Origin of the sequence: Microbulbifer sp. A4B17 (assembly GCF_003076275.1) — a bacterium.
Classification (GTDB): Bacteria; Pseudomonadota; Gammaproteobacteria; order Pseudomonadales; family Cellvibrionaceae; genus Microbulbifer.
Map to the genome: position 1 here is coordinate 1102267 of NZ_CP029064.1, position 25586 is coordinate 1127852.

At 47.7% G+C, this 25586-nt stretch carries 26 protein-coding genes and 3 pseudogenes; 4 read left to right on the top strand and 25 right to left on the bottom strand.

Annotated elements, in window-relative coordinates; translation table 11 throughout:
• The first annotated feature begins 188 nt into the window (after nucleotides 1-188).
• The 3 genes from BTJ40_RS22545 to BTJ40_RS22895 all read left to right on the top strand — a co-directional run bounded on the left by BTJ40_RS22545 (nucleotide 189) and on the right by BTJ40_RS22895 (nucleotide 2666).
• Nucleotides 189-1010 carry a TonB-dependent siderophore receptor gene (locus BTJ40_RS22545; RefSeq protein WP_202862856.1) on the top strand — a complete coding sequence of 274 codons (822 nt, stop codon included), beginning with the start codon at nucleotides 189-191 and terminating at the stop codon, nucleotides 1008-1010.
• A 170-nt stretch (nucleotides 1011-1180) separates the two neighbouring features.
• Entirely contained in the window at nucleotides 1181-2275 is a 1095-nt protein-coding gene (locus tag BTJ40_RS22550) for a TonB-dependent siderophore receptor (RefSeq protein ID WP_202862857.1), read from the top strand.
• 25 nt (nucleotides 2276-2300) lie between these two features.
• On the top strand, nucleotides 2301-2666 hold the full coding sequence (locus BTJ40_RS22895) for a TonB-dependent receptor (RefSeq protein WP_202862858.1): 366 nt from the start codon (nucleotides 2301-2303) through the stop codon (nucleotides 2664-2666).
• Nucleotides 2667-2929: 263 nt separating this feature from the next.
• Here the strand turns inward: BTJ40_RS22895 and BTJ40_RS04785 are convergent, their stop codons facing one another.
• The 19 genes and pseudogenes from BTJ40_RS04785 to BTJ40_RS04855 form a co-directional block, all read right to left on the bottom strand.
• Nucleotides 2930-3241 carry a hypothetical protein gene (locus BTJ40_RS04785; protein WP_238152138.1) on the bottom strand — a complete coding sequence of 104 codons (312 nt, stop codon included), beginning with the start codon at nucleotides 3239-3241 and terminating at the stop codon, nucleotides 2930-2932.
• A gap of 202 nt (nucleotides 3242-3443) precedes the next feature.
• On the bottom strand, nucleotides 3444-4583 hold the full coding sequence (locus BTJ40_RS04790) for an NADH-quinone oxidoreductase subunit N (protein ID WP_108732023.1): 1140 nt from the start codon (nucleotides 4581-4583) through the stop codon (nucleotides 3444-3446).
• A gap of 270 nt (nucleotides 4584-4853) precedes the next feature.
• On the bottom strand, nucleotides 4854-6347 hold the full coding sequence (locus tag BTJ40_RS04795; protein ID WP_202862895.1) for an NADH-quinone oxidoreductase subunit M: 1494 nt from the start codon (nucleotides 6345-6347) through the stop codon (nucleotides 4854-4856).
• Between the two features lie 102 nt (nucleotides 6348-6449).
• Nucleotides 6450-6959: a hypothetical protein gene (locus BTJ40_RS22685; RefSeq protein ID WP_238152139.1), complete on the bottom strand. Its 510-nt coding sequence runs from the start codon at nucleotides 6957-6959 to the stop codon at nucleotides 6450-6452.
• A complete protein-coding gene (locus BTJ40_RS22900) occupies nucleotides 6905-7318 on the bottom strand; it encodes a proton-conducting transporter membrane subunit (RefSeq protein ID WP_255422857.1) in 414 nt (137 codons plus the stop codon). The genes BTJ40_RS22685 and BTJ40_RS22900 overlap by 55 nt, the downstream gene beginning before the upstream one ends.
• Before the next feature lie 5 nt (nucleotides 7319-7323).
• Nucleotides 7324-7548, bottom strand: a complete 225-nt coding sequence (locus tag BTJ40_RS22905) for a proton-conducting transporter membrane subunit (RefSeq protein ID WP_304598651.1) — start codon at nucleotides 7546-7548, stop codon at nucleotides 7324-7326.
• Nucleotides 7549-7697: 149 nt separating this feature from the next.
• Complete coding sequence (locus BTJ40_RS22695) at nucleotides 7698-8162, bottom strand: proton-conducting transporter membrane subunit (protein WP_238152140.1); 465 nt, start codon at nucleotides 8160-8162, stop codon at nucleotides 7698-7700.
• A gap of 128 nt (nucleotides 8163-8290) precedes the next feature.
• On the bottom strand, nucleotides 8291-8608 hold the full coding sequence (nuoK, locus tag BTJ40_RS04805) for an NADH-quinone oxidoreductase subunit NuoK (RefSeq protein WP_108732024.1): 318 nt from the start codon (nucleotides 8606-8608) through the stop codon (nucleotides 8291-8293).
• Between the two features lie 4 nt (nucleotides 8609-8612).
• Nucleotides 8613-9124: pseudogene (gene nuoJ / locus BTJ40_RS04810) on the bottom strand (NADH-quinone oxidoreductase subunit J).
• A gap of 63 nt (nucleotides 9125-9187) precedes the next feature.
• Nucleotides 9188-9687 (bottom strand): annotated as a pseudogene (nuoI, locus tag BTJ40_RS04815) (NADH-quinone oxidoreductase subunit NuoI).
• Nucleotides 9688-9718: 31 nt separating this feature from the next.
• The gene (locus BTJ40_RS23015) at nucleotides 9719-9979 is read right to left on the bottom strand and encodes an NADH-quinone oxidoreductase subunit H (protein ID WP_369974269.1); all 261 of its coding nucleotides are present in this window, start codon (nucleotides 9977-9979) and stop codon (nucleotides 9719-9721) included.
• Between the two features lie 52 nt (nucleotides 9980-10031).
• A pseudogene (locus tag BTJ40_RS04820) lies at nucleotides 10032-10674 on the bottom strand (NADH-quinone oxidoreductase subunit H); the annotation flags it as partial.
• Nucleotides 10671-13520 (bottom strand): NADH-quinone oxidoreductase subunit NuoG, encoded by a 2850-nt coding sequence (gene nuoG / locus BTJ40_RS04825; RefSeq protein ID WP_108732025.1) that lies wholly within the window; start codon nucleotides 13518-13520, stop codon nucleotides 10671-10673. The pseudogene BTJ40_RS04820 and the gene nuoG, both read right to left, overlap by 4 nt.
• A gap of 54 nt (nucleotides 13521-13574) precedes the next feature.
• Nucleotides 13575-14849, bottom strand: a complete 1275-nt coding sequence (gene nuoF, locus BTJ40_RS04830; protein WP_192879374.1) for an NADH-quinone oxidoreductase subunit NuoF — start codon at nucleotides 14847-14849, stop codon at nucleotides 13575-13577.
• Nucleotides 14827-15393 carry an NADH-quinone oxidoreductase subunit NuoE gene (nuoE, locus tag BTJ40_RS04835; protein ID WP_108732026.1) on the bottom strand — a complete coding sequence of 189 codons (567 nt, stop codon included), beginning with the start codon at nucleotides 15391-15393 and terminating at the stop codon, nucleotides 14827-14829. The genes nuoF and nuoE overlap by 23 nt, the downstream gene beginning before the upstream one ends.
• Before the next feature lie 145 nt (nucleotides 15394-15538).
• Nucleotides 15539-17344, bottom strand: coding sequence for an NADH-quinone oxidoreductase subunit C/D (gene nuoC, locus BTJ40_RS04840; protein ID WP_108732027.1), 1806 nt, complete (start codon nucleotides 17342-17344; stop codon nucleotides 15539-15541).
• Between the two features lie 44 nt (nucleotides 17345-17388).
• A complete protein-coding gene (locus tag BTJ40_RS04845) occupies nucleotides 17389-18036 on the bottom strand; it encodes an NADH-quinone oxidoreductase subunit B (protein ID WP_108732028.1) in 648 nt (215 codons plus the stop codon).
• An 18-nt stretch (nucleotides 18037-18054) separates the two neighbouring features.
• A complete protein-coding gene (ndhC, locus tag BTJ40_RS04850; protein ID WP_192879375.1) occupies nucleotides 18055-18468 on the bottom strand; it encodes an NADH-quinone oxidoreductase subunit A in 414 nt (137 codons plus the stop codon).
• A gap of 506 nt (nucleotides 18469-18974) precedes the next feature.
• Nucleotides 18975-19844 carry a LysR family transcriptional regulator gene (locus tag BTJ40_RS04855; protein ID WP_108732029.1) on the bottom strand — a complete coding sequence of 290 codons (870 nt, stop codon included), beginning with the start codon at nucleotides 19842-19844 and terminating at the stop codon, nucleotides 18975-18977.
• A 114-nt stretch (nucleotides 19845-19958) separates the two neighbouring features.
• On the opposite strand from BTJ40_RS04855, the gene BTJ40_RS04860 reads away from it, so the two are divergent.
• Nucleotides 19959-20396 carry a DoxX family protein gene (locus BTJ40_RS04860; RefSeq protein ID WP_108732030.1) on the top strand — a complete coding sequence of 146 codons (438 nt, stop codon included), beginning with the start codon at nucleotides 19959-19961 and terminating at the stop codon, nucleotides 20394-20396.
• 359 nt (nucleotides 20397-20755) lie between these two features.
• Here the strand turns inward: BTJ40_RS04860 and BTJ40_RS04865 are convergent, their stop codons facing one another.
• From BTJ40_RS04865 to BTJ40_RS04890, 6 genes are all read right to left on the bottom strand, one after another.
• Complete coding sequence (locus BTJ40_RS04865) at nucleotides 20756-21133, bottom strand: hypothetical protein (RefSeq protein ID WP_157953889.1); 378 nt, start codon at nucleotides 21131-21133, stop codon at nucleotides 20756-20758.
• A 283-nt stretch (nucleotides 21134-21416) separates the two neighbouring features.
• Nucleotides 21417-22016: a thiamine biosynthesis protein ThiC gene (locus BTJ40_RS04870; RefSeq protein WP_108732032.1), complete on the bottom strand. Its 600-nt coding sequence runs from the start codon at nucleotides 22014-22016 to the stop codon at nucleotides 21417-21419.
• Nucleotides 22017-22602: 586 nt separating this feature from the next.
• Nucleotides 22603-22815 (bottom strand): GDCCVxC domain-containing (seleno)protein, encoded by a 213-nt coding sequence (locus BTJ40_RS22985; RefSeq protein WP_108735175.1) that lies wholly within the window; start codon nucleotides 22813-22815, stop codon nucleotides 22603-22605.
• A gap of 975 nt (nucleotides 22816-23790) precedes the next feature.
• A complete protein-coding gene (locus BTJ40_RS23020) occupies nucleotides 23791-23949 on the bottom strand; it encodes a hypothetical protein (RefSeq protein ID WP_369974270.1) in 159 nt (52 codons plus the stop codon).
• Nucleotides 23950-23977: 28 nt separating this feature from the next.
• On the bottom strand, nucleotides 23978-25222 hold the full coding sequence (locus BTJ40_RS04885) for a cytochrome-c peroxidase (RefSeq protein ID WP_108732034.1): 1245 nt from the start codon (nucleotides 25220-25222) through the stop codon (nucleotides 23978-23980).
• Nucleotides 25216-25515, bottom strand: coding sequence for a hypothetical protein (locus BTJ40_RS04890; RefSeq protein WP_108732035.1), 300 nt, complete (start codon nucleotides 25513-25515; stop codon nucleotides 25216-25218). Before BTJ40_RS04890 ends, BTJ40_RS04885 begins: the two co-directional genes overlap by 7 nt.
• Nucleotides 25516-25586 lie beyond the last annotated feature (71 nt).

Genomic DNA, 25586 nt, shown 5'->3' on the forward strand with positions numbered 1-25586 from the left:
GTATTGGTGGTAATCTTCCCCTGCATGAACAAGCTTTCAAGTGCGTAAAAAAGTGTTTATTGATCTCCTGGGGTACTACCTTACGTAGCCAATTTATTTTTGCTGTGCCTAAAAAGTTGGCCCAAGTGAAAGCTGATTGGTCTAGCTCGGAAGATAATAATAGATAACTAAAACAGGGTATTTCTCCTATGAATGAAAAAAAGAAGCGCTGGCTTACAGCCTGTGGCGCGCCTTCACTGCTGGCAGTTTCGATTGCCGCATTAAGCAGTCCTACTATTGCTGAAGATGCACTCCTTGAGGAAGTTATTACTATCGGTACCCGTGTTGAGGGTCGCTCTGCTACTGACTCCTCAGCTCCCATCGATATCGTGACTGGTGAAGAATTTGTCAACCAGGGTGATGGAGATCTTAATAATTTGCTTCGAAACGTTGTTCCGTCCTACAACGTTAATGCAAAACCAATTTCTGATGCCGCTTCAATCGTACGCCCCGCAAACCTGCGTGGACTGCCACCCGATAGCACACTGGTTCTGGTAAATGGCAAGCGTCGCCACCGCGCTGCCGTTATTTCTTTCCTCGGAAGTGGTGTTTCAGATGGTGCGCAAGGGCCGGATATCTCTGCAATCCCGGCAATAGCGCTGAAGCAGGTTGAAGTCCTGCGAGACGGTGCCGCTGCTCAGTATGGTTCCGATGCGATTGCTGGCGTTATCAACTTCCAGTTGAAGGATGCTGCCGAGGGCGGAAGGGTTGAAGTTAAGCATGCTACCACTGCTGAGGGTGATGGGGACCAGAGCACGGTTGCGGCCAACTTTGGCTTACCTCTCACAGACGCTGGTTTTGTGAATGTAAGCCTGGAGTACCGTGAGCAAGATTCTACCAGCCGTAGTGTTCAACGCGATGATGCTGCCCAGTTAATTGCTGATGGCAATACTGATGTTGCCAATCCAGCACAAATCTGGGGCAGCCAGAAGTTAATGACGATACCAAATTCTTTGTTAACAGTGCCATAGAACTTAATGACATTGCAGAGCTTTATGCCTTTGGTAACTACGCCAGCCGAGAAACCGATGGAGGCTTTTACTTCCGGAATCCGGAAACTCGCCCCGGTGTCTACGCCCTGGATGACGAGCCACTAATTGGCGATCTGGATGCCAGCAACGGTATTGATGACTGTGTTGGCATGACCCACGAGCAGGCACAATCCAGTGATGAGTGTTTCTCCTATACCGAAATGTTCCCTGGCGGGTTCACTCCACGTTTTGGTGGTGAGCTTGAGGATTACTCAGCGGTTTTTGGGGTTCGTGGTGAATTTGCAAACGGCATTGGCTACGATGTGAGTGCCAGTACCGGTCATAACGAAGTTGATTTTTTAATTTACAACACAGTCAATGCCACACTTGGTCCTGACAGTCCCACCAGATTTAGTCCCGGTGGGTACATTCAGGAAGAAACCAATTTTAATATTGACTTGACCAAAAGCATTGAACTTGCGGGCATGCCGCTGTTTATGGCCACAGGCTTTGAATGGCGAGAAGAAGAGTTTGAGGTTAAGCAGGGTGATACTGCATCCTGGCAGGTCGGTGACCTGGCCGAGCAGGGCTTCCTGATTGGTTCAAATGGATTCTCCGGCTTTGGTCCAGAAGTTGTGGGCACTTTTGACCGGGATAATATTGCGCTTTACTCCGACTTCGAACTCGAAGTATTCGATGATCTTCGATTGGGTGCTGCCCTGCGTTGGGAGGACTTCTCTGACTTCGGTGATACCTCGAATTACAAGTTGTCTGCCCACTACACCATCAATGATATCATCGCCCTGCGCTCTACTATAAGTACAGGTTTCCGCGCTCCGACACCCGGCCAGTCGAATATTACCAATGTTACGACAGCCTATACGAATGGTGCTCTGGCTAACCGGGGAACCATTCCGCCAACCAACCCTATTGCCGTATTGAAAGGTGGTGAGCAGCTGCAGCCGGAGGAGTCTCAGAGCTTTACCATTGGTGCAATTGTTGCAGCAGGTGACTGGGATATTACCTTGGACTTCTTCCATATCGAGGTGACAGATCGAATCACCCAGTCTGCTAACCAAGAGCTTACTGATGATGAGCGCGATCAGCTGGTCCAGGATGGCATCAGTGGTGCTGATTCCCTGGAGTATTTCCGTTTCTACACCAATGACTTCGATACCAAAACCCAAGGTGTCGATCTTGTGGCCACTTACCCCCTCGGTGATGCGACAGATTTCAATCTGGCTTTCAACTGGACGGAAAACTGAAGTCACCGAATACAGTACGGATACCATGGATGAAATGCGTATCAGGCAGCTGGAGGACGGCTTGCCGGAAGTGCGTGGTAATGCATCTGTCACCCATTCCGCTGATAACTGGCGCGGCTTAGTGCGACTGAACTATTACGGTAGCTATTGGGAAGCACACCTGGATGATTACAGCCTGCCCATTGACGCTGGTGATGAATGGACCGTAGATATTGAAGCAGCCTACGATTTCAATGATTCCATGACCTTTATCGCGGGTGCGGAAAATGTATTTAACAACTATCCAGACAAGAACCCCTGGTCTGGAGTTGCTGGAGCTGAGTACCCGGAAACTGCACCTATGGGATTCAATGGAGCTTTATACTACGTAAGAGCGCAGTATGAGTTCTAATTTTTTCCCCAGCCGTAACTTGAATTTTGTTGCTGGCTAACCTGGTATCTTTAAGCTCTGGGTTAGCCAATTTCAGAATTGAGTGAAGAAAAATCCCGCTGAATTCAGCGGGGATTTTTACATGTCCCATAATGAGTTTGTTGCCATAGACAAGGTAATCCTTTCCTTATCCTGTATTTGTTTCAGATCTTCAAAGACTTCTTTAACTTCCATTGACTCAATAGCCCCATATACCGCTTGATAGAGTTCTGAGAAGTAGCGATCTACCTCCCGGCCATATTATTGATTTCACGAATTGTAGGTGGATCACTCAAGTTTAGGCGGCGTATAAAGTCGTTAGTACTTTCTTCGTGGGTATATTGCAGCCATGTCTTCATCACTTTATTTTGTGCAACCTCATTGTAGTGTTGCAGATTTTTTGCCATTCTCTGCTCGTGCTCAAGCATGTGTTTTAATAGCAATTGCGTTCGGTAGTCTTCTGATTTTTCTAATAAATTTTCATAGACATTCGCCATTTCCAGGTGAAATCTCTCTGCGTCCTTAATGACTTCAAATGCTTGCTTGAAAGTCTTCATATACGTACCCTCTGATGACCAGGTAATTCCCTGAGTCTTAAAATAATTTTACATCAGTACTTGCTCTCTACTTTATATAGCATTTATCCAATTAATAAGGATTTGTGGAAATATTCCAAAAAAAACCAGTGCAACGGCGAGAATTGCGATTAAGAACTGTCCTGAAGTGGTGATTTGTAACGTCTCACTGCTACTACTGGTGTCAATGGCGTCTTTTTGCACCATCGTAAGTAGCAGACGAAGATAATAGAAAAGACCTAAGGCACTGCCAATTACCACGCCTGCTAGAAGGGTCCACATCTTTCCTTCTACACCGGCGGTAAAAAATATAGAATTTTCCGATAAATCCAATAGTCAATGGAATTCCCGCGAGAGACAAAAGCATAAGGGCCAGACAGATTGATAGCCAGGGACTCCGCCATAAAAGCCCTTTATAAAAATCTCTGTGATAGGGATCATTGGCGTTGCTGGTAAATTCATTCATTTTTTTGCTATTGGCCAGTTGCCCGGCCTCTACAGAGTCGGCAATCAGACCAACAATAGCAAAAGCGCCAAGTGTGGTAATGACGTAGGCAACCATGTAATAAATAACCGCCTCTGTACCAAACGAGCTATTGCCAATAATAAAAGCCACTATCAGATATCCGATGTGGCCAATTGAAGAGTAAGCCAAAAGACGTTTGACATCATCTTGCATAAGAGCCAATAAATTGCCGATCAACATACTGGCGATGGCTGCGATTGACAGCAAGTCAATCAGGATGGGGCTTTGATAAAGATTTAGGACATTAAAGAAGCGCAACAAAAAGGCAATTACTGCTGTTTTTCCCACAGTGGCTATCAATGCAGTTGTTGGAGTTGGAGCCCCCTGGAATACATCGGGTGTCCAGATGTGAAATGGAACCAGTGATAACTTAAAGGCAATGGAAATGACAAGCAGGGTGACGCCGGTGGCAAAAAGGGCCGAGGTTTGAGAAAGATCCTGCATGCGCGTAGCGATACTTCCAAAATCCAGTGCACCTGACGCCGCATAAATTAATGCGATACCGAATAACCCAAGAGCAGTGGACAGAGCCGATAGGATTAAGTACTTAAACGCAGATTCCAGGGAGTTTACTTGCTCCTTCTTAGAGCATAGGTTTCCAGTAACCACAAAGCCCAACAATGGATAAAGTGCCAGGCTTACTAACTCAATACCGAGGAAGAAGGTGGCAAAGTGGCTGGAGAATACCAGTGTGGCAGCCCCTAAAATGGATAGTAAAAGTAGAATGTAAAACTCTTCAGGGTAACTATCCGGGTTAGTATCCAGATTACACCTAATCTTTAAGTAGTTGTAACCCATTATACTTACCGCTATAGCGGTGAGTAGTAGTAGCAGACAAAAGAAAAGTGAGTTGTAGTCAATAGAGAGAAGTGCAGTTACCTGAATTGAGCGTTGTTTGTCGACAGTGTGGCTCCAACCCAGAAGCAGGAAATAATAGCCGCTACTAAAGTGGCCAGCGTTGTTATCAGGGCTCCTGTATGATTTCGCCAGAAAGACACTTGCAACAATAAAATTACGATGCCGGCACTAATTAGTAAAAGTGGCAGGATAGAAAATAGTTCTTGGCGCTCATAGAGATGTACCTGTACTAGCGCTTTTAGCTGTAGAAGTTGGCAGTCTTGTCGACCTATCTGGATTTGTCTTATCGAGCGTGACTCTTTCCTTTTCGCTAACCTTAAATCTTTGCATTGATTTGGCGATCATAGGTTCAGCGACATCGAAGATGGGTTGAGGACGGAGCCCAAAGATTACCAGGAGTACCGCCAATGAGAGCAGCGCAGAGATCTCCCTAAGGCTTAAATCACTGACAGATTTCCCATCGGTAACAGGCTTCAACTTGTCATTGAACTTGCCAAAAAAGACACGTTGCATCATCAATAGCGCGTAGAGAGCAGCCCCGATTAACCCAACTGCTGCAATAGCCGTTAGCCAGTGATTCGCTTTAAAGCTACCGACAAGCACCAGAAATTCGGCTACGAAGTTACCCAGTCCGGGTAGCCCCAAAGAAGCAATAGCGAAGAATAGCGCAACAGCAGATAGCTTTGGCAAAAGTGGCCAGACACCACCGAGTTTGGTCATATCCCGTGTATGGAGCCGATGTTGCAGTGCGCCTACCAGCGCAAAAAGTGCGGCGGTACTCAAGCCATGGGCAATCATTTGCATCACTGCGCCCTGTAAGGCAATAGTATTCAATGCGTAGAGGCCAAGAAGCACAAATCCCATATGGCTCACACTGGAATAGGCCACAAGCCTTTTCATATCTCTCTGGGCGAATGCCAGTGATGCACCGTAGATAATACTGATAGCTCCGATGGTCATTGCTACCGGCGCAAAAGCTTGTGAGCTCTCCGGGAAAAGGGGCAGTGTGAATCGAAGTAAACCATAAGCCCCGGTTTTTAGCAGAATAGCTGCCAGTAAAATGCTACCTGCAGTAGGTGCCTGGGTGTGAGCGTCTGGCAGCCAGGTATGGAAGGGTAGCGCCGGTAACTTGACGATAAAGGCAATAAAAAAGCCGAGCATCAACCAGTAAGCAGCAGTTGCTGACAGTTGGGCACCCAACAAATCCATATAATTAAAGGTTAACTGTCCGCTAGTGCGGTAGTGGATAAATGCCAGGGCAACGATGGCAATCAACATTAATAAGCTGCTTGCCTGTGTAAAAATAAAGAATTTTATTGCAGCGTAGACTCTTCCTTCGTAACCCCAGACTGCGATCAATAGTAGCATGGGGATCAACATGACCTCCCAGAAGAAAAAGAACAAAAACAGATCTATAGCAGTAAATACACCAACAATACCGGCCAGAGTCCACAGGTAGTTGAAATAAAAGAAGCCCCGTCGGAAGGTAATATCATTCCAGGTCATCACTAACCCAAAGATACCCATACCCATTGTCAGCAGCAGCATGAGGAAGCTGAGGCCATCGATAGCTAAGTGAAAGCTGATACCGAATCTGGGTATCCAGGGTACTGAAAGGCTATCCCACCACTGGTTGTCACCTGTAACAGCTGTAGTTTCTACTTGGGGAAAATAACTGACTAAAAGGACGGATGAAATAATCAGGGGAAACCAGGCTTATCCAGCGCCCACCCTCACGTAAGTGCCTCTCTGCCAGCCAGGCAAATATTCCCCCTGCAAATAAAATTATAATTATTGCCAGTAATGTCATAGAGCCACCAGAAGGGCTAGGAATAAAATGGATCCAGCTACAAAGGTGGCCAGGTACCAGCGGATCTGGCCATTTTGTGAGGAGCTGAGGGCATTGTTCAATTGTGCGCTCAGTGATGCTGTGCCTTTGTAGATACTATCGATAATGTCTTTGTGGTTGAGGGCAGTGATAATTTTAAAAGGTTTTACAAAGACTCTGTCGTAGAGCCAGTCAAAACCCCATCCCTTAAACCAGAATTGCATCAGTGGAGAACGCTGCTCTCCAAGTTTTTTCTCATATAAGAACATTTTCCAGGCGATAAACAGCCCTATCAGAGGCATGGCAATAGCTATGGCTTCAATTACCCAGGAGTGGTGTTCATCGGTTGGGGTACCAAAGACTCCCTGGAGAGGTGGAGCAAGTATTCCGCCAAATAGCGCGAGTACAGCGAGAAGCGTTAAAGGAAGCACCATCACTGTATTATTGGCGTCTTTGCAGTGAGATGAAGCGCTACCCTCACTACCCAAGAAAGCGAGAAAGAGAACGCGGAAGCTATAAATGCCAGTAACCAGTGCTCCCAGTAGGCCGGCAAGCCAAAGCAGGTTGACCCCCTGGTGGTACTCATAGGCACTGAGTAAATATGGTCTTTGCTGTAGAAACCAGAAGTGAAAGGAAGTGCGGCCAGGCAGGCACAGCCGATAGTAAAGCAAATAAAGGTGAAAGGAATCTTGCGGTAAAGCCCACCCATGGCAAATATATTCTGTTCGTGATGTACGCTCAGGATTACTGATCCGGCAGAAAGGAAGAGTAGAGCTTTAAAGAATGCGTGGGTCATCAGGTGGAAGATTGCACCTGACCAGGCACCGACTCCCAGCGCCAGGAACATATAACCTATCTGGCTGATGGTTGAGGTAAGCCAGCACCCGCTTGATGTCGCTTTGTGCGATAGCACTGAAGCCGGATATCAAACAGAGTTAGGGCCCCGACAATCGCCACCGCCGTCATGGCAGTTCCTGAAATTTGATAGAGTGGGTGCATGCGGGCGATCAAATAAACTCCGGCTGTTACCATGGTGGCGGCGTGGATAAGGGCGCTGACAGGGGTGGGGCCGGCCATCGCATCGGGAAGCCATGTTTGGAGTGGGACCTGGGCTGATTTACCACAGCGCCGCCAGGAGTAGCAGCATCGCGATGGTAACTATTTGTTTATCTACCAGCGGGGTTCTCAGCCGCTGTTATGAGTTCTGAAATATTAGTGTTGAGAATTCAAAGAACAGCAGGAATAAGCCGATGGCCATGGCTGTATCGCCGACGCGGGTAACAAATAAATGCTTTTTGCGCTGCTGCACCGTTTGCGGCGTCCTTATACCAAAATCCGATCAGTAAGTAGGAGCAAAGACCAACGCCCTCCCATCCAAGATAAAGAAGAACCAGATTGTCAGCCATTACCAGAATCAACATGGCGCAGACAAATAGATTCAAATAGGAAAAGTAGCGGCGGAAATCTGGATCTTCTCGCATATACCCGGCTGAGTATAAGTGGATAAGGAAACCAACTCCGGTAATGATCATTAGCATCACCAGGGTCAGCCAATCCACATGAAAGGCAAAGCCTAGCTGGAGATCCGATACTCGCATCCACTCCCAGACTGACAGTGTCACGACTGAATCCGGGTTACCCAGAAAGGTGGAAATTGCCAGGTTAAAAACCAGAATTGCTGAAATTCCCACACTGCCAACACCAATAAGGCTTACTAACTTTTGTGAAGGTTCCTTTTGTGTAAACAGAGGAGTGCTGATTAGAGTCAGGAAACCCGAGCAGGGGAAGCAATGGTATCCAGGCCAGTGATCCGTTCATATTAACCTCTCAATCCATTGAGCTGGTCAATATCGACCGTGTGTTTTCGATAATAGAATTGCAGCACTAGTGCCAGTGCAATTGCTACTTCGGCAGCGGCCAGGGTTACCACAAAAATAAACATTACTTGGCCATCGGCATTTCCCCAGTGTGCACCGGCGACAACAAACATCAATGCTGCGGCATTGGTGCAGATCTCAATACACATCAGCATAAAAATAATATTTCTTCGGATCAGCAATCCAGCTAATCCCAGGCAAAATAGAATGGAGGCTAATAGCACACCCGCTTCCAATCCAGGTGCAGATTCGATAGGCATAGCTTCACTCCGGTTTAACTGATTTTCTTTGTCGGGCCAGGTGAAAGGCGCCAACAAGTCCCGCTAGAAGCAGCATTGAGGCCAGCTCGACAGCAAGGACGTAATGGCTGAAAAGTGCGATACCGACCTGCTTGGGTCCGATATAGTGATAGGTTTGTTCCGAGGGAATTTGCCCACTACTAACCAGTAGGAGTAACTGAATCAGCAAAAAATTCCTGACAACAGTGCTGGCCCAATCCAGGTGTGGGGTTGTAGCCAAGCTTGCTCCTGTGCAACGGAGGCATCCCCCTGATTGAGCATCATGATGACAAAAATTATCAGCACCATAATGGCACCAGCATAAATAATGACTTCCAGCGCCGCTGCTAGTGGAGCGCCAAACTGGTAGAAGATAACGGCAACAGATAAAAGTGAAGTAACAAGATAAAGTAGTGCGTGGACCGCGTTTTTGTGAAAGATAACCATGGTTGTTGAGACAATGGCAACTGCGGCGGTCAGATAAAAAATAAAACTCATTTGGACAGCCTCTTTTTTAATTATTAGTAAACGCCTTCTTAACGGGTCATAGGTTCAGACTTTTCACATTATGGGGGCGGCTTCATTCAGAGCTTCGCCCTTATCCTTCCCGGCGATCGCCTTCCCGGCAACCTGGTAAAAACTGTAGTCATGATATTTTCCAGGACCATCAATCAGAAGGTCTTCCTTTTCATAAACCATGTTTTGCCGATCGTACTCACACATTTCAAAATCTGGTGTCAGCTGTATCGCATAGGTTGGGCAGGCATCTTCACAGAGTCCGCACATAATGCAACGGGAAAAATTAATCCGAAAATATTCCGGGCGCCAACGGCCGTCAGGGTCTTCGGTTTTTTGCAGGGAGATACAATCTGGGGGCAGGCTACGGCGCAGAGGTTACAGGCAACGCAGCGCTCATCGCCATTGGGATCTCGGGTGAGTATAATCCTACCGCGATATCTCGGCGCCAGGTAGGGTTTCTGGTCGGGATATTGTACTGTGACATTCTTGCGGAACAGGTGTTTGAATACCAACCACATGCTGCGAATTTGGCTTGCAATCATTCCTTTGCCCCCGCACGCTTATATTTGTCTTTTAGGTAGTCCATAGAAGTATTCCCGCAGTGGCCAGAAGATTAATCAGGGCCAGAGGTAGCATTACTTTCCATCCAAATTTCATTAATTGGTCGTAACGAGGCCGAGGGATTGCAGCGCGTAGTAAAATAAATACTCCAACCAATACAGCGGTTTTCAGGAAAAACCAGATAAAGGGTGGCAATAGAGGACCGTGCCATCCACCGAGAAATAGTGTCGTAATTAGCGCGGAGATAAGGATTACCGCCAGATATTCGCCCACAAAAAAACATTCCGAACTTCATACCGGAGTATTCGGTGTGATACCCCGCTGTGAGCTCATGTTCGGCTTCCGGTAAATCAAATGGTGTTCTGCGGCTCTCGGCAATACCTGCAATAAAAAATACGATAAAACCGAGAAATTGGGATAATAAACCAGCCATCTGCCTGGGCATTGACGATCTCACGCAAGTTGAAACTTCCGGAGAGCATAACAACACCCATCAGGCTCAGCCCCATAAATACTTCGTAAGAAACGGTTTGTGCGGCTGCCCTAAGCCCACCGAGCAGAGCATATTTATTATTGGAAGCATACCCACCCAGGATTACGCTGTAGACCGCAATAGAACTCATAGCCAGAACAAACAGCAATCCAATATTCAGGTCGGTGACCCCAATATTGGGCGACATGGGAACCACGGCAAATGCAATCAACATGGTTGCCATAACCACGGTAGGAGCCAATACAAATACGGGAATATCTGCAAATTTTGGGGTGAAGTCTTCTTTAAAAAATAGTTTGATCATATCCGCAAGCACTTGCAGGGTCCCAAACTTACCCACTCTATTGGGACCTGGCCGATCCTGCCAGAATCCCAACAAGCGTCGTTCACCCCAGGTCAAAATTGCAGCGAGCAAAACAGTGACTATCAATATGCCAAATACGTTGAGTAATATGATCCAGGTGTTTGTGCTCATGATTGATCCTCATGTCCGGCTGAGGAGTTTTCTTCCACTGGCAACAGGTTGGCCCCGCCTGGTAATACGGGAACGAGAGTTTCAAGCCCTGGGAGGCCATAGGGAACACCGAGGCTGCCCGAAGGCTGGGTATCGGAAATAACTACTTTGCCGCGGAAAACCCCGCTGCTGGTATCCAGCGCCACAATGTCTCCGTGGCCTAGGTTGGCACTCTCGGCATCGCCGCGGTTTAGAGTGAAAAAGGGCTTATTAATCACTGTGGAAATCGCCATCGCACGATTGCTGAGTTCTTCTGATCCAAACATGCGATAGATTGGCAGTGTTTTCAGACTGTGCTCTCCTTTATCCTTATCATTGCCGGAAGTTGAGGGTATGGACCACTCAGATAATGGCTGCACTTGCCGCTGGATATATTTTCCAGATGCACCTCCACGACGTTCACCACCAACTTCCTGCTGAAATTTAAAGATTGACTGGTTGGAGTTCCACCCAGGAGACCAGATATTGGCTTGCAGCTGTGATCGGTTTGGATTGTGCACACCTTCCATACTGAAGCTCATAGGTGCATCGGGGTCTTGTAGTGGTGGCTCTTCAGAGACATGTGCCTCAGCGTGGATAGCCGTGCGGCCGCTGTAACGTGCAGTCTGTCTGGCGACTTTCAGCCCTTCAATCCGGAAGTTTTCATCTGGTCCCAAGTCTTTGATCACTTTGAGAGTCGCAAAACTATCGGCCAGGCATTCGGTGACATCCGGGCAATGGTTCCAATTGGTGATAGTGTCGATACTATCGGAGTGTTCCATACAAAAACCGGCAGCATCGGCCAACCATCGCCAACTTTCCTGGATAAACCCGGTTCCTTCATAGACGGCGTAAAACCGCTGTGCTAATCCTGTGTTGTTAACGAAAGTACCCTGGGATTCCGCAGTCGCCGACACAGGGAAGATTAAGTCGGCATGCTTGGCAGTTTCATTGAGGAGGGTATCCATCAGAATGACGTTGTCGACACTGGCAAAAAGGCTATTTAAGGCCTCACTTGCTAGCCTTAAGGAGAGATCGTTCTCCAAAATTACCAATGTTTTTTCGATTTTGGTCTTATCATTTTTGAGTTCACTGATTAGTTGCTCAAGGGAACCGCTCTCGGGCTCAAATAGCTGAGTAATACCCAAGCTATTAGATTCTTCACAGCAGAGATAAAGAGAGCTGGGTGTACCATTTTTTTCAGCCAGTGCGCAGGCGATTTGCGCAGCGCTGTGGATTAGGTGGATGTCTTTGCTGCTGGTACCGGAAATAATTAAGGGATTCCTGGCCGCTGTTAATATTGCAGAAATTCTATCTGCTTCTTGCTGGTTCTCATTGCTCAGGGATTTATCTTTGCTTTTCACACCCAGGATATTATTGGCAATTGCCTGGCCGATATGGGCAGCTTGCTCCGGCAGGGTATAGATCGCTTTACAGGTAATATCTGAGATCTGATTGAGTTCGGTTCCGATAAAAATAATAGGGCTGGGTTCACCTTCAAGTTGGCGAACGGAAGCGTCCTGCCACAGGGGAATCCGTAATGACTCAGCTTGTTCTTTTTGGCGATTACGTGCCGCTTGGCGAACGGCTAGAGAAACCCTTGGTGCCGTATTGTAGATATCCTCCCCAAGTATCAGTACAACATCTGAATTCTCTACTTCTGGTATGGTTGGGCTATGGATATTAGCATTGCTTTGAATTCTATCTACAAGCTGCAGCAGCTGCATGTCCCGTCGGTTTAGCCCCGAGAAAAAGTTTTCCTGGCCTACAAATTTTAATAAAGCGAAGTTATTTTCCAGTGATGCCCTGGGTGAACCTATGCCGATTAAACGGTGCTCACCTCTGTGAGCCGATGCGAGTTTTTCTGCGAGTGAGAAAACCGCATCTTTGGGTGATATCTCTTTGTGCAAGCGTTCGTCATTCTCTGCTGTGGAACTGATTACCGTATCTTCCCGAGCTGAAAGTACCCGGGTTATTCGGCTCTTGCTGTTGACATATTCGTAGCCAAAACGTCCTCGATCGCAGAGAAAGTAACCGTTAATATCGTGGTGGTATAAGTTGACTACCCTGCGCAGCATTGGATCCTGGTTATTGCCAGACTCTCTGGCCCCTGGAGCAGTGTTGCAACCGACGGCACAGTGTTCACAAACTGAGGCAGCCGTTTGTAAGTCCCATTTGCGCACAAAGTGTTGGCTGAATGTCTTATCGGTAAATACTCCGGTAGGGCAGACTTCCACCAGGTTTCCACTAAAGCCATTTTCCAGCATGCCTTCAGAGTCTCGACCAAAAAATACCTGGTGATTACGGCCCAGAGCCTGTAAGTCCTCACCTCCCGCATAGTCGTGATAGAACCTGATACAGCGATAACAGGTAATACAGCGATTCATTTCGTGGTTGATAAAGGGACCGAGATATTGGTTTCGATGAGTGCGCTTTGTACCTTGATAGCGTCGCATGGTATGACCGGACATTTCGGTCATATCCTGTAAATGGCATTCGCCGCCCTCCTCACACACCGGACAGTCGTGAGGATGGTTGGTCATCAGATCTTCTATAACCGCACCGCGAAAATCTTCTGCGGCCTCGGTATTGACACTGTAAATACCGCCGTCTTTTATCGGCGTCATACAGCTCATAATTAAGCGGCCTCGTTGATCCTCCCTGTCTTTATATTCAATAACGGCACATTGGCGGCAGGCACCCACCGAACCCATGGCCGGATGCCAGCAGAAATAGGGGACATTCAAGCCCAGGGACAGGCAGGCTGTGAGCAGGTTTTGAGTTCCATCAACCTGGTATTTACTACCGTCTATTGTGATGGTTGGCATTTGAAATCCACTTTCTTTTTTTGGTACTTGCGCGGGTAAAGGTGTTGCTCTGATTTACTGGTAGGGGCAACAACCGCTTTCAATATGATCTATAAAATCCTGTTCAAACAGTTTTAGGGCACTTTGTATGGGTTCAGCGGCACCGGGGGCCAGGGCACAAAAAGTATTTCCGGGGCCCATGCGCTCACACTGCTCATTGAGGAGTGCAAGGTCTTCGGTAGTACCCTTCCCAGACTCTATTCTCTCCAATATTTTGACGGCCCAGGGCAAACCATCCCGGCAAGGGGTGCACCAGCCACAGGATTCCCGTGCAAAAAACTGGGTCAAGTTTAGTACCAGACCTACAGGGCAGGTTTTATCGTCCAGTACAGTGATGGTACCGGTACCCATACGGCTGCCCGCCTTGCCGATTACGTCGTAATCCATAGGAAGGTCGAGGTGGTCCGGGCCGAGAAAGTCGGTCGACCCTCCACCGGGGAGAATACCTTTTAATTGCAAACCATCTTTCATTCCGCCGGCATACTGTTCAATAATCTCGCGAATAGGAGTGCCCATGGGAAGCTCCCAAGCGCCGGGGTTTTTGACTTTGCCGCTAACGCCAAATATTTTGCTGCCAGCATCAGTACCACGGCTGAGATTTTTGTACCACTCTACGCCGTGGCTGATTAGATGAGGAAGGTTACACAGAGTCTCAACATTGTTAACGACTGTGGGTTTTCCCCAGAGCCCGCTCACCTGAGGGAAGGGTGGTTTGGCGCGGGGAATGGCTCGTTTACCTTCAAGGGCATTAAGAAGCGCAGTTTCCTCACCGCAGATATAGTTACCGGCACTGCGATGCAGGCAAAATTCAAGATTAAAGTCAGTGTTGAGAATATTCTCACCGATGAAGCCCTGCTGTTTGGCTTCGGCGATTGCCTGTTCCAATCGGTTTGCAGCCAGGTGGTATTCCCCGCGAATAAAGATATAGGCGTGAGAGGCGCCAATGGCATAGGCGGCTATGGCCATACCCTCAAGAAGGAGGTGGGGGTCCCCCTCCATTAATAAGCGGTCTTTGAAAGATCCTGGCTCCATCTCATCTGCATTGCAGACTACGTATTTTTGCTTTGGAGAGTTTTCCCCTCTGGGCACAAAACTCCACTTCAGACCGGTATTAAATCCCGCTCCGCCACGTCCGCGAAGACCTGCATCTTTTACCAGGGTGATAATGTCATCCGGTTCCATAGTGATGGCTTTACGCCAGCCCTGGTAGCCGTCATTTTCTACATACTGCTCAATACTGGCGGCAATATTTTCACTGGTAATATTTTTAGTCAGTGGATTTGTCAGCATAGTGTTTTTTCTTTTTATCGATTAGCTCATCAATACTGTTTTCATCCAGATGTCTGTGCATTTCCTCTCCGAGCATAAGAACCGGAGCTTTGTCACAATCTCCCAGGCAGGGAGTTTCCAGTAAAGTGAAAATGCCGTCTTCAGAGGTTTCGCCGGGCTGTATATTGAGTCGATCAGATATTTTTTTCTGTAATCGATCACACCCCATAATCCAGCAGCTGGAACTTTTGCACAGGTAAATAACTTCCTTGCCTACCGGTTGGCGAAAGATGAGTTGAAAGAAAGTGGCAACGCTCTCAAGCTCTGCAACGGGCATATCCAGGTAATTGGATATCGCCTGGAGACTGTCATCAGAAACCCAACCGCGATGTTTTTGCACGATGCGCAATGCCTCGAGGCCCACCGAAGTTTTCTCGTGGTAGTGGGTGGCTTCCTGATCAATCTCCTCTTTTTCTTTTGCAGTTAAGGTCGCCTGATTGTCTTTTGAGTCCTTGTTGCTTTGCTCCATTACTTCAATCAGTTCCGGTTCTAGTAAGCTGGACATAGTTGCCTCCGAGGTAGAACTTGCGGAGGTGTCGCTGAGGCGCTGCTGCCTTTCTCTTGTGCGGTGGCTGAAACGCTGGATTTATTTCCGTGCACTTTTCTACTCCGCTGCTATACGGCCTGTGTGCGCCGTGGTGTTTTTATTATTATCTGTCCACATCTGCCATGACGAAGTCGATGCTGGCAATTATGGCAATAAGATCAGCAATCAACAGGCCGTTAGACATCAACGGAATCATTTGCAGGTGCGGGAATGAAGGAGTGCGAATCCTGGTCCTGTACGACGTGGTCCCCCCATCACTGATAATCTGATAGCTGTTGATTCCCTTGGTGGCCTCAATGGGATAGCAGACTTCGCCTGCGGGCATTACAGGTCCCCAGCTGTTATTCACAAAATGCTGAATTAAAGTCTCGATATCCTCCATAGTGCGCCCCCTGCGTGGCGGCGTGGTTAATGGGTGGTCGGACTTGTAAGGGCCAGGCGGCATATTTTCCAGGCACTGGCGGATAATCCGCAGGCTTTGCCAGATCTCATCTACCCTGACTCGGCAGCGGTCGAAACAGTCACCACCATCGTAGCTGGGAATCTCGAACTCAAACTGATCATAGCCGCTGTAAGGGCGCTTTTTTCGCAGATCCCAATCCAGCCCAGTGGCGCGAAGTCCGGGACCAGTGATACCCCACTCCATAGCTTCGGCGGTGTCGTACACGCCAATGCCCCGGGTGCGGCGCTGGAGAATTTTATTTTTGATCACCATGCCGTCGTAGTCAGCTAATCGTGCGGGCATATAGTCGAGGAATTCCCGCACCATCTTGTCCCAACCTTCCGGCAAGTCTTGCGCTACGCCACCGATGCGGAACCATGCCGGGTGCATTCTGCCGCCGGTAATGGCCTCGACAATGCCAAATAGCTTTTCCCGGTCAATAAACATATAGAACACCGGGGACATCTGCCCCACATCCTGGGCAAAGGTGCCAAAAAATACTAAATGGCTGGATATACGGAAAAACTCACACATCATCACTCGAATTATCTGTGCGCGCTCGGGGACCTCTATCCCTGCCAGCTGCTCCAGTGCCATTACATAGGGCAGGTTGTTCATTACACCGCCGAGATAATCGATACGGTCGGTATAGGGAACATAAGTATGCCAAGCCTGGCGTTCGGCCATTTTTTCTGCGCCGCGATGGTGATAGCCGATATCCGGTACTGCATCGACAATCTGCTCGCCGTCCAGCTGTAGGGCCACACGGAATACCCCGTGTACGCTAGGGTGGTTGGGGCCAAGGTTGAGGAACATAAATTCCGAGTCCTCACTACTTCTTGCCATACCCCAGTCTTCCGGTCGGAACAGCAGGGCATCCTGCTCTTTTCGCTCCTTCTCTTCCGACAGGCTGAATGGATCGACTTCTGTCGCCCGGGCATGGTGGTCCTTGCGTAGCGGATGCCCTTTCCAGGTCAGGGGCATCATGATTCTTTGTAAATGGGGATGGCCGGGAAAATCGATACCGAATAGATCCCACACTTCCCGCTCATACCAGTTGGCGTTCTCCCACACAGTGGTAATAGTCGGTGCACTGAGATCGCTCTCCGCGAGAGCGACTTTAATTCTGATAAACAAATTCCGGGTAAATGAAAGCAGTTGATAAACCAGGGTGAAATCACTGGAGGGCTGCTCTTCGATCCCCTCTCCGCGATTGACTCGCAGCCGTTCATCAATGGCACTCAAGTCATATAGCATTTCAAATGGTTGGGTAATATCTCGCTTGAGATAGAGCAAGAGGGGGATTAAGGCATGCTTTTCAATCCACAGGGTGGGGATATCATCACAGTGTGGCTGCCACCAGAATGGGTGGAGCTTGTATCCAGTGTTGAGATCCTTAATAAATGACTCCGCCGCTTTTCTGTACGGAGTTGCTGTGTGGATAGTTTTCGCGATTACGCCAATCATTGGCCATTCCGTTGTTATTTTTTATTCCGTGGGGCCTAAGACACCTAAACGCTGTCGGGCGCTCGCAGCATTTTGGCTTTCATGCGCTCCTCCCTGTGGAGGTCCCGCTGGCTGGGTTTTGGCACTTTGTGAGTTCCCTGCTCATCCACAACCCAGCTAAAGGCTCGCCGTTCTGCAGCTACAGATTTTTGCAACAGGGTTAATCCCTGTAGTAGGGCCTCCGGGCGGGGAGGGCAGCCGGGCACATAAACGTCTACTGGAAGAAATTTATCGACACCCTGAACCACACTGTAGATATCGTACATACCGCCTGAGTTTGCGCAGGAACCCATGGATATGACCCAACGGGGCTCAATCATTTGTTCGTACAGTCGCTGTACCACCGGCGCCATTTTCAGGAAAACGGTTCCTGAAATAACAATCAGGTCTGCTTGTCTAGGGGTGGCACGGATAACTTCAGCGCCAAAACGGGAGATGTCGTGGCGGCTGGTAAAGGCAGTTGCCATTTCCACATAACAACAGGACAGTCCGAAATTAAATGGCCATAGAGAATTTGAACGGCCCCATGAAACCAGCTCTTCGAGTTTGGTAAGGAGAATATTTTTTTCTAAATCCTGTGTGCTTACTTCTTCAGTAGGACTGCCGCGCTCGGTGGCAATCAGATCGTTGGCTTTTGTCAGCTTCCAGCGCATTACGAATTCTCATTGTTGTTATCGGTGTTTTTGGCGTTTATCCAAGCTCTTCTGGTAACCTCCCCAGTCAAGTGCGCCCAGGCGCCAGAGATAAATAAGTCCAACCAGCAATATCACGATAAACACGGTGGCCTCTATAAATCCGAGCAGGCCGGTTTCATAAAATGCGACGGACCAACTGAACAGGTAAATTGCCTCCAGATCGAAGACAATGAATAGAATGGCAACCAGGTAATACGCGACAGAGAGACGTAGGCGCGCATTGCCTTGAGAGACAATACCGGACTCAAAGGGCTCATCTGTAGCCGGGTCCCTGCGCTTTTGGCCAAGAAAATAGGAGAGGCTGAGCATTAAGGTGATTAGGGCAAATACAGCCAGGCAATAAACAATCAGCGGCCAGATTTGAGGGGTGAACTGATCTGGATAATTCAACTTCGCTCTCCCATGTTTCTGCGGGCGAAGCCCGTATAAATCACTGGTCTTGCAGTGGACGGCCAAATCAAGAACACTGATTTTATGGAGCCCTCACGCAAGAAGAGATAATTTGAAAAGCGTTTATTGCTTTTGTGCGAAATTTTTTAGTTGTAGGTAATCCTAATCGCTTGTCTGATTTATAAAGCGTTGCGGGAGATAGCGCCAGTAGAGCGAAGGAACGTTTAATTCTTATGTGGCTACTTTTTATTCGGTAGGGTTATGTGCTGTTTTGCGACATCTGGATAAATATAAAATTGCGCCATTTTTTTAGGAGGGTAAAGGGTAAATCAATATCCTATTAACACCGTTTTGTGAAGGGTAGATTTGGGAAGCGGGATTGTGTAGCAATAATTCAAAGATGATGAGCGAATGAAGCGCGGATAGAGAAACCTTTGGGCGTTGCTAAATTTCTTCATGCTCTTGATTTGACTATCACTCATTGCTCTTACATAAGACTATTCAAGTCATTGGGCTTCATAGCCTTCCACTTTAGTAATTAAGAAATCCCAAAATGCCTTGATACGCGCTGTGTTTCTCAGATCCCTGTTAGCCAGAACCCACAAAGATGAATTGTACTTAGCATCCAGTCGATATAGTTCAACTAGATTATATGAATCATCAGTTGGTAATAAAGCTATTCCTTGATCATTGAGTGCAGCGTTGAAAGCCGTAGTGATAGAATTACAGTATATAGATTTGGCGTTGTGCTTAATTCGTTTCTGATACCAGTGCACTGCAGGGTTATCTAAATGCACGTAGTCAATTGCCCTTAGGCTCTCAATTTCAGACAACTTGAAAGGAGCGTCATATCCACTAGTCTTCAAAAAGTCTTCAGATGCATAGATACTTAATGATATGCCTCTGATTTTGCGTGCAATTAGGTTTTCCGGTGCTGTATGACTTGCCCTAATGGCAATGTCCGCATCGCGATGTTCAATATCCAGGGGCTTTTCACTTTCAAGGATCTCAAACTCAACATCGGGGAATGTTCTCCGAAATTCACTAACCCATTTGGGTAAAGTAGTTGTTGCCATTGTTGAGGGTGCGGTAACACGAATTAAGCCTTGTACTTTTTCATGTTGCAGAGCACTTTGGATGAGGATGCCATCGGCCAAGGACTCCATTCGCTTAGCGCTATCCAAAACAGTTCGCCCTACCTCGGTCAGTTGGTAGCCTCGACGACTCACAGTAAATAACTGCGTTGAAAGCTTACTTTCAAGCTGCTGGATCCGTCTCCAAACAGTGCTTGAATTAACACTCAATTGCTCCGAAGCCGCCTTTAAAGTCCCTTTCTCTGCAAGAGCGATAACGACCTTCAAATCGTTCCAATCCATGACATTGTCCTGACTATTGCACTCATGCAATAGAAGTTTGCCTTTTTGTCTATATAACTGCAATAAGAGAACATCTAGTCTGTGCTTGTCATTTAACGAAACAGGATTCCCTTCATGAGAAAACAGGCAGTCATCTTTTGCGTGGTCTCTTCTATGTTCGCGGTGCTCATGATGGTATCAGGCATGGCCAAACTGACAGGGCAGGAAGCACTTGTTCAGGCAACAGCTGATTTAGGCTATCCGCTTTATTTGTTGAAAATCTTAGGCACTGCCTATTTGATTGGCGCGATTGCAATCCTTCAACCAAAGTTTGAAACACTTAAACAGTGGGGATATGCAGGTTTCTCCATCGCTCTGATCGGGGCTGCGGGATCACACCTATTAGATGGGCAAGCGCTCAGCACCGCTTTACCAGCTACTGTCCTATTGGCCGTTTTAGCGGTTGTTATAACCTTGAATACGAGACTGACTCGCCTTAATTCTTCTGATGAAGAAGGCCGCAATAATGTCTCTCCATCGCAAAGAGCAATGTCAGAGGCCAACAAGATGTGACCATTTCTGGTGGATGAGATAAAAAGATGTCGGCGCACCCTGTTGATTGCTCCGACAAGATCAGTAATCAGCAGGAATATACCTCCATGAGTATTAGTATTGCCGTGTTACTACGGAAAATAGCCTCACCTGACACGCTTCAGGACCTCCTGAAAGATGGAGCAAGCGATTCAGGTCGAGTTAGCCAAACTGTTTGACCAATACTGCTCATTGAAACCGAGGATGGTAAACCTGTTGTTATGCGCAATGGCTACCTATCTGAACGGACATTACAAATCGTGTTAGGCGCTATTCCTGTTAATGTCCTAAAGATTTAAGGCGGCGGTTATACCGCTTAGTGTCTTTACTTGTGAAACGTATTACTGTCTACGGAGTACATAATTAATCGAACAGCTTAAGACCTCAGCAATTTCAACTGCTACAACATCTAATTTTAGTGTTCTGTTAATTGGGTTAAATAGAAACTCTACGGTATTTGCAAGTAAGCGCGAAATGGTTAATTTTGGCTTTTCGTAATGACGGATTGTAGTGTTTACATTAGCGAGACCATATGCGGAATTGCCAATGATGGTGGCATTGGTGTTAATATTTAAATTTTCTATTGTAGAACTATTATCATATCTCTTCATAATTATTTTATTTGCTTCAATATCAATATTTGTGAGCCTAAAGGTAATAGCTCCTTTTGAAGTGAGCCCCATAAAGCGCAACTCACTGAACCCGGAATTAATTTTCACTCCAAAAATATCCGCTTTGCCGAATGCTTGTGGCAAATCCCTGGAGTTTGTAACTTGATATAGCTAACTACCAATTGATACTGTTTTCTCAACACCAGCCGGCTCCGAGTGAGGGTTATATCTTTGTGTTGTCGCACCATAAACTGTGATTTCCAAACAGCTAGTGTCACTATAATGAAAGTTCTCACTGGTATCTCCATGTACATTTAACGTTCTAAATGAGCAGCTGAGTAACTTATTACGAAGTGGTACTTAATTTTATTTCCAGATTGAATTTCGCGCATTAGTCCTCACGGATAATACTTAAAAGACAAAACGCCAAGAGCAAGGTTGCAAGAACGCCCGATACTCCAGCGACAGCGGAGGGTAAAAAGGAATTACGTCCAAATGTAATCAAAATCGCATTAGCAAACATTGCGACAATACCAACCGACGCAGTCAAGCCGCCCAACACTTTGGCACTTCCATTTATTTTGGAAACTCCAAAAATAAGGGCAGCAAAGCCCAGCAAAAATTTTGCCGCGTAATAGATCATAAATGAAAAAGCCACAACCGCCCCTGCTGCAGCTCCGAGCGCCTCGACTTGACTGGCGACCTCACGAAATGGCACAAACATAGTGGCGCCAATGCTAACCTGTACTACATTGAATACAGCGCTGAATGCAATAGCGGACCATCCCACATAGTGGTTCTTAGCCTGCACCATGGCAGCCCCGGCAAACGCTGCAAGAATGGTGAATAGTAAGCCTTCCAGCCCCCAGAATAGTTGCCGTGAAGGGTTAATCTCTGCAACGTACAAAATAGTAAAAAGTGCCTGTGTAACTACCAGTGCCAACAACAGAAAAGCTATAATTTTGACAGTTTGCACATTAGTAAATTTCATAGTTAGATTTCTCGTATTTGCTGTATATAAATCTGACTCATAAAATAGGGGGGAGATCTTATTTATTTTATATATGAATATTGGGGTCCGCAGGTTACTCAAGCTTAACCATAATTTTATAGTAAGTCATAGAAAAGCACTCCTTTCTGTTGTTATTCTTTTGTAAGAGCTGCATTATTTGCTTTATCAGGAAGCTGATTTATTTTTTTTGATAATCTAAATTTTTCGACTTTTTCAGCAGGTTTTGCCTGGAAAATAAGCGCCCCCAGCGCCAACTTTTAGGTCATATGTGTCATTGTCAATTTCTTGAAATCCAGTCCCTGTGAACGTGGTTGTATCATAACTCGCCAAAATGGTTGCGAGAAGCGCAGCTATTTCTAAAAAAGAAGGCTTTTCTTTAGTTTATTAACCTGTTCATTGTATTGTTCAGTGAATATGCGAAAAAAATTTGTGTGACTATCGATGCCTAATGCCTGCAATAACCGGCCGGGGCGAAGCGGAAGTCCAGCGGAAGCAACGAGTAAGCTGTCCCGTGAAGACCGCGATTTTTGTAACTGGAACAGAATTGAGCAACTTGTTATGCGAGCTACTCACAACATCCTTTCCCCTTTTGGATTGGAGGGCACTTAACTGTGCCGTATGAACAAAAAACACAACAATCGCCGGGCAGAGGCTTTATGATTTTTTGGCAAGACTTACATTCGTAAAAAAACTGGCATGAATTTTTTGGCATATTTTCAGTTTTGCTATGCCCACATTCTGGGCACGTTATAACTGATTCTAAAATGACACCCAACATAATCATAACTTAATGTTCAAGTCTATTCTTAGTTGAACTTCCGTATTACGCCTCAATCAGCCGACGTTTTACTGTTCAGCTGTATTGACTTGTTACGCCCGGAACTAATGGGGTGAAAGCCCCTTGTAGGAGGATCACCATGTAATGGGCTCCATTAAATGCTAACTACTAGCGAATGGCAACTGCAACACCGTGAGGTTTTGTGGGGAGGAGGCCGCTAGCAATAGGCGAATAGAAACATCCAAGAGACTTAGCCTGGAGGCGAGTTGGCCAAGGACACCGATGCCGGGTGATCTAACGGGTAAGGTAAATAATGTAGTTGTTTAGTGAAAGTTCACGTTTTTATCTGAAGAGGTCTGTTTAGCTTGCTGCTGTGAAGCTGTCAGCGTGGCCGCTGACTCATAAGTTGGTCCAACCCGCTAACCAAAATCGCGGGGATAGAAAATAAGTGGCGGAACACAGCAGCACCTCGGTCAGTAATGGTCAAAGTGGTTAAACAGAAGTGAGCAGACGGCATAGTAGCCTAGTGCCAAAATGAATACCTTGGGCAGGGTGAAGGCCTGAGCCTAAATTCACGAGTTAAAAGACAGGGGTAGCCCACCAATATGTTTTCAGTTGGATAAAGTTGAGGTAGCGCACTGCCATGACACTCAGCCTTAATGAAGAGCTGCTCGATATTATCGTTGTGTAGAGATTCATTACGGATAGGGAACCGCCCATTGTGGGCCCGCATGATGGGTGATGTGGTAGCCGGTAGCTAGAAACTACCGGCTACCCGATTAATCGGCCGAGCGCCGATATGTGGAGCATCTAGGATATTGTTTTGAGACCCGCAGGCAGCAAGTTGCGTCGATCAGTTCTCTCGAAATCACTCACCGGTACCTCCACTATCCGGTAGTGTCTGATTCATCAGGCGTTGATAGGGATAAAGTCTAGAGGTCAGATTCAATGTTGATCGACTCTCGTAACCAGTCCCTACGATGTTGGATTCAAAGCTATCTGGGTTTGGGAGGCAGTTCTTATCGAGAATGAAGTCGGTATCTTAGCTGCACGAGCTACAATCCAGCTGAGCGAGATGTCCGAAAGTCTACTACCTGGATAGGGTCCACCGATATTTGAATGGACTCCAGGCATCCAAACCTGCTCGACAATTTGATTATCGTCAGCGGCGCAGCGGCGCCTCGCCTTCGGGGTGTTCGATGTCCTTTTCGTCGAACGCGTCGTCGGTTAACGTCTTCATGAACGCCACGACCGCGGCTTCTTCTTCGTCTGTCAGCCCGAGGTTACCCAGCTCGACCCGGTTGACGTTCTCGGGGACTTCGGGTTTGGGCCAGCCGGTGATTCCGAAGCCCGGGTCGGTTGCGTCGGGCACCTCACCGAGCGTATCACGGGTGTTGTAGAAATGGACGATTTGCTCGAGCGTGGCGAAGACGCCGTTGTGCCCGTAGGGTGGGGTGATCTCGATGTTGCGGAGAGTGGGGACTTTGAATTTACCATCCTGCGATCCGTCGGGGTGCTTGGCGGCGATCTCCGGCCGACCGCCCAGGCCCCGGTCAATTGGTAGGCTGTCGACGCCGTGCAGGCCGGCGATTCGCGGGTTCACAGGGAGACCCAGGTTGTCGTAGGTGAAGTCGGTGAACAGAGCGTGCGGGTAGTTCGCCGGCGGCTTACTGCTATGGCAGTTGCTGCATTTGGCTTTGCCGTTGAACAGTTGGAGTCCCAGCTGTTCCTGCGGGGTCAGGTCGATCTTGCCCGCGACGTAGTAGTCGTACTTGGAGTTGAACTCGGCGAACTCGTCAGTGGGCTCGAAGGACCCGATTGCGGCGCCGAACTTGGGGTAGACCATCTCAACCTGTGGCCACTTGAGGTCTACGCCGTAGAGCCGCCGGAAGGCCTCGAGGTAGACCGGATTCTCCGCGAGGCGCGCGAGCACAGCCTCTTTGCTCGGCATGGCCATCTCCTGCGGGTTGAGTGGCGGTCCGATCGCTTGGTCTTTGAGCGAGTTGGCCCGGCCGTCCCAGAACTGCCCGCCGACATAGGTCTTGTTCTGCTCATCCCAGTGGAACGGGGGGCTGAACGTCGCGTAGGCGGCGGTCTGGGCGTTGCGCGTGCCAAATTTCCCGGGCTCGGACCCAGGGGAGACCGGCATGCTCACCGGATCGGCGGCACTGCGTGGATCGGCGAAACCGGCCGAGTGCGCGTGACAGGTGACGCAGCCGGTGTTGCGCCTGGCCGAGATGTTCAGGTCGTTGTAAAGAAGGAATCCCAGCTGAACCCGATCGGGGAGCGAGGTGTCCTGCAGCGGCGGAAGCGTCGCGGGCATCGTCTCTGACGTGGTGGCCGTTTCCCCCGTCAATGGGATGACGAAGGCCGAGAAGGCGATCATGGTGCCGGCCACGATCAACATACCCAGCCCCCGTGCCTTTTAGCTTTAATGCTCTTGCAGTAACCCTCATACTCTACATACTGCTTTACAGCAGATTTTCTAGATTCTCTCGCTGAAGCTAGAATTACTTCGCCAATTACAGCAAGAAATTCTTCTTCTTCGCTTCTTCCCTTCTTTTCAGAGACAGGGAATATCTTAATATTATCCGCTGTATACATTGTCGTTACATTACATAGCGCCAGTTTCAACTGCTCCTTGGAAAGATCACCGTATTTTGAAAAAACATTATGAAAAAATCTTGAATCTTTACTCATGAGTTAAGAGTCCTGATTTCATGTAATAGTTTACCATAGAGCTAGTGGTTCACTATCTATCCGTCTATTAC

What these genes read in the sequence shown, in the direction of transcription:
- BTJ40_RS22545 (WP_202862856.1), top strand. Translation starts at nt 189, where the DNA reads ATGAATGAAAAAAAGAAGCGCTGGCTTACAGCCTGTGGCGCGCCTTCA.
- BTJ40_RS22550 (WP_202862857.1), top strand. Translation starts at nt 1,181, where the DNA reads ATGACCCACGAGCAGGCACAATCCAGTGATGAGTGTTTCTCCTATACC.
- BTJ40_RS22895 (WP_202862858.1), top strand. Translation starts at nt 2,301, where the DNA reads ATGGATGAAATGCGTATCAGGCAGCTGGAGGACGGCTTGCCGGAAGTG.
- BTJ40_RS04785 (WP_238152138.1), bottom strand. Translation starts at nt 3,241, where the DNA reads ATGAAGACTTTCAAGCAAGCATTTGAAGTCATTAAGGACGCAGAGAGA.
- BTJ40_RS04790 (WP_108732023.1), bottom strand. Translation starts at nt 4,583, where the DNA reads ATGGGTTACAACTACTTAAAGATTAGGTGTAATCTGGATACTAACCCG.
- BTJ40_RS22900 (WP_255422857.1), bottom strand. Translation starts at nt 7,318, where the DNA reads ATGTTCCTGGCGCTGGGAGTCGGTGCCTGGTCAGGTGCAATCTTCCAC.
- BTJ40_RS22905 (WP_304598651.1), bottom strand. Translation starts at nt 7,548, where the DNA reads ATGGCCGGCCCCACCCCTGTCAGCGCCCTTATCCACGCCGCCACCATG.
- nuoK (WP_108732024.1), bottom strand. Translation starts at nt 8,608, where the DNA reads ATGCCTATCGAATCTGCACCTGGATTGGAAGCGGGTGTGCTATTAGCC.
- nuoG (WP_108732025.1), bottom strand. Translation starts at nt 13,520, where the DNA reads ATGCCAACCATCACAATAGACGGTAGTAAATACCAGGTTGATGGAACT.
- nuoF (WP_192879374.1), bottom strand. Translation starts at nt 14,849, where the DNA reads ATGCTGACAAATCCACTGACTAAAAATATTACCAGTGAAAATATTGCC.
- nuoE (WP_108732026.1), bottom strand. Translation starts at nt 15,393, where the DNA reads ATGTCCAGCTTACTAGAACCGGAACTGATTGAAGTAATGGAGCAAAGC.
- nuoC (WP_108732027.1), bottom strand. Translation starts at nt 17,344, where the DNA reads ATGATTGGCGTAATCGCGAAAACTATCCACACAGCAACTCCGTACAGA.
- BTJ40_RS04845 (WP_108732028.1), bottom strand. Translation starts at nt 18,036, where the DNA reads ATGCGCTGGAAGCTGACAAAAGCCAACGATCTGATTGCCACCGAGCGC.
- BTJ40_RS04855 (WP_108732029.1), bottom strand. Translation starts at nt 19,844, where the DNA reads ATGGATTGGAACGATTTGAAGGTCGTTATCGCTCTTGCAGAGAAAGGG.
- BTJ40_RS04860 (WP_108732030.1), top strand. Translation starts at nt 19,959, where the DNA reads ATGAGAAAACAGGCAGTCATCTTTTGCGTGGTCTCTTCTATGTTCGCG.
- BTJ40_RS04870 (WP_108732032.1), bottom strand. Translation starts at nt 22,016, where the DNA reads ATGAAATTTACTAATGTGCAAACTGTCAAAATTATAGCTTTTCTGTTG.
- BTJ40_RS22985 (WP_108735175.1), bottom strand. Translation starts at nt 22,815, where the DNA reads ATGTTGGGTGTCATTTTAGAATCAGTTATAACGTGCCCAGAATGTGGG.
- BTJ40_RS23020 (WP_369974270.1), bottom strand. Translation starts at nt 23,949, where the DNA reads ATGCCTGGAGTCCATTCAAATATCGGTGGACCCTATCCAGGTAGTAGA.
- BTJ40_RS04885 (WP_108732034.1), bottom strand. Translation starts at nt 25,222, where the DNA reads ATGTTGATCGTGGCCGGCACCATGATCGCCTTCTCGGCCTTCGTCATC.
- BTJ40_RS04890 (WP_108732035.1), bottom strand. Translation starts at nt 25,515, where the DNA reads ATGAGTAAAGATTCAAGATTTTTTCATAATGTTTTTTCAAAATACGGT.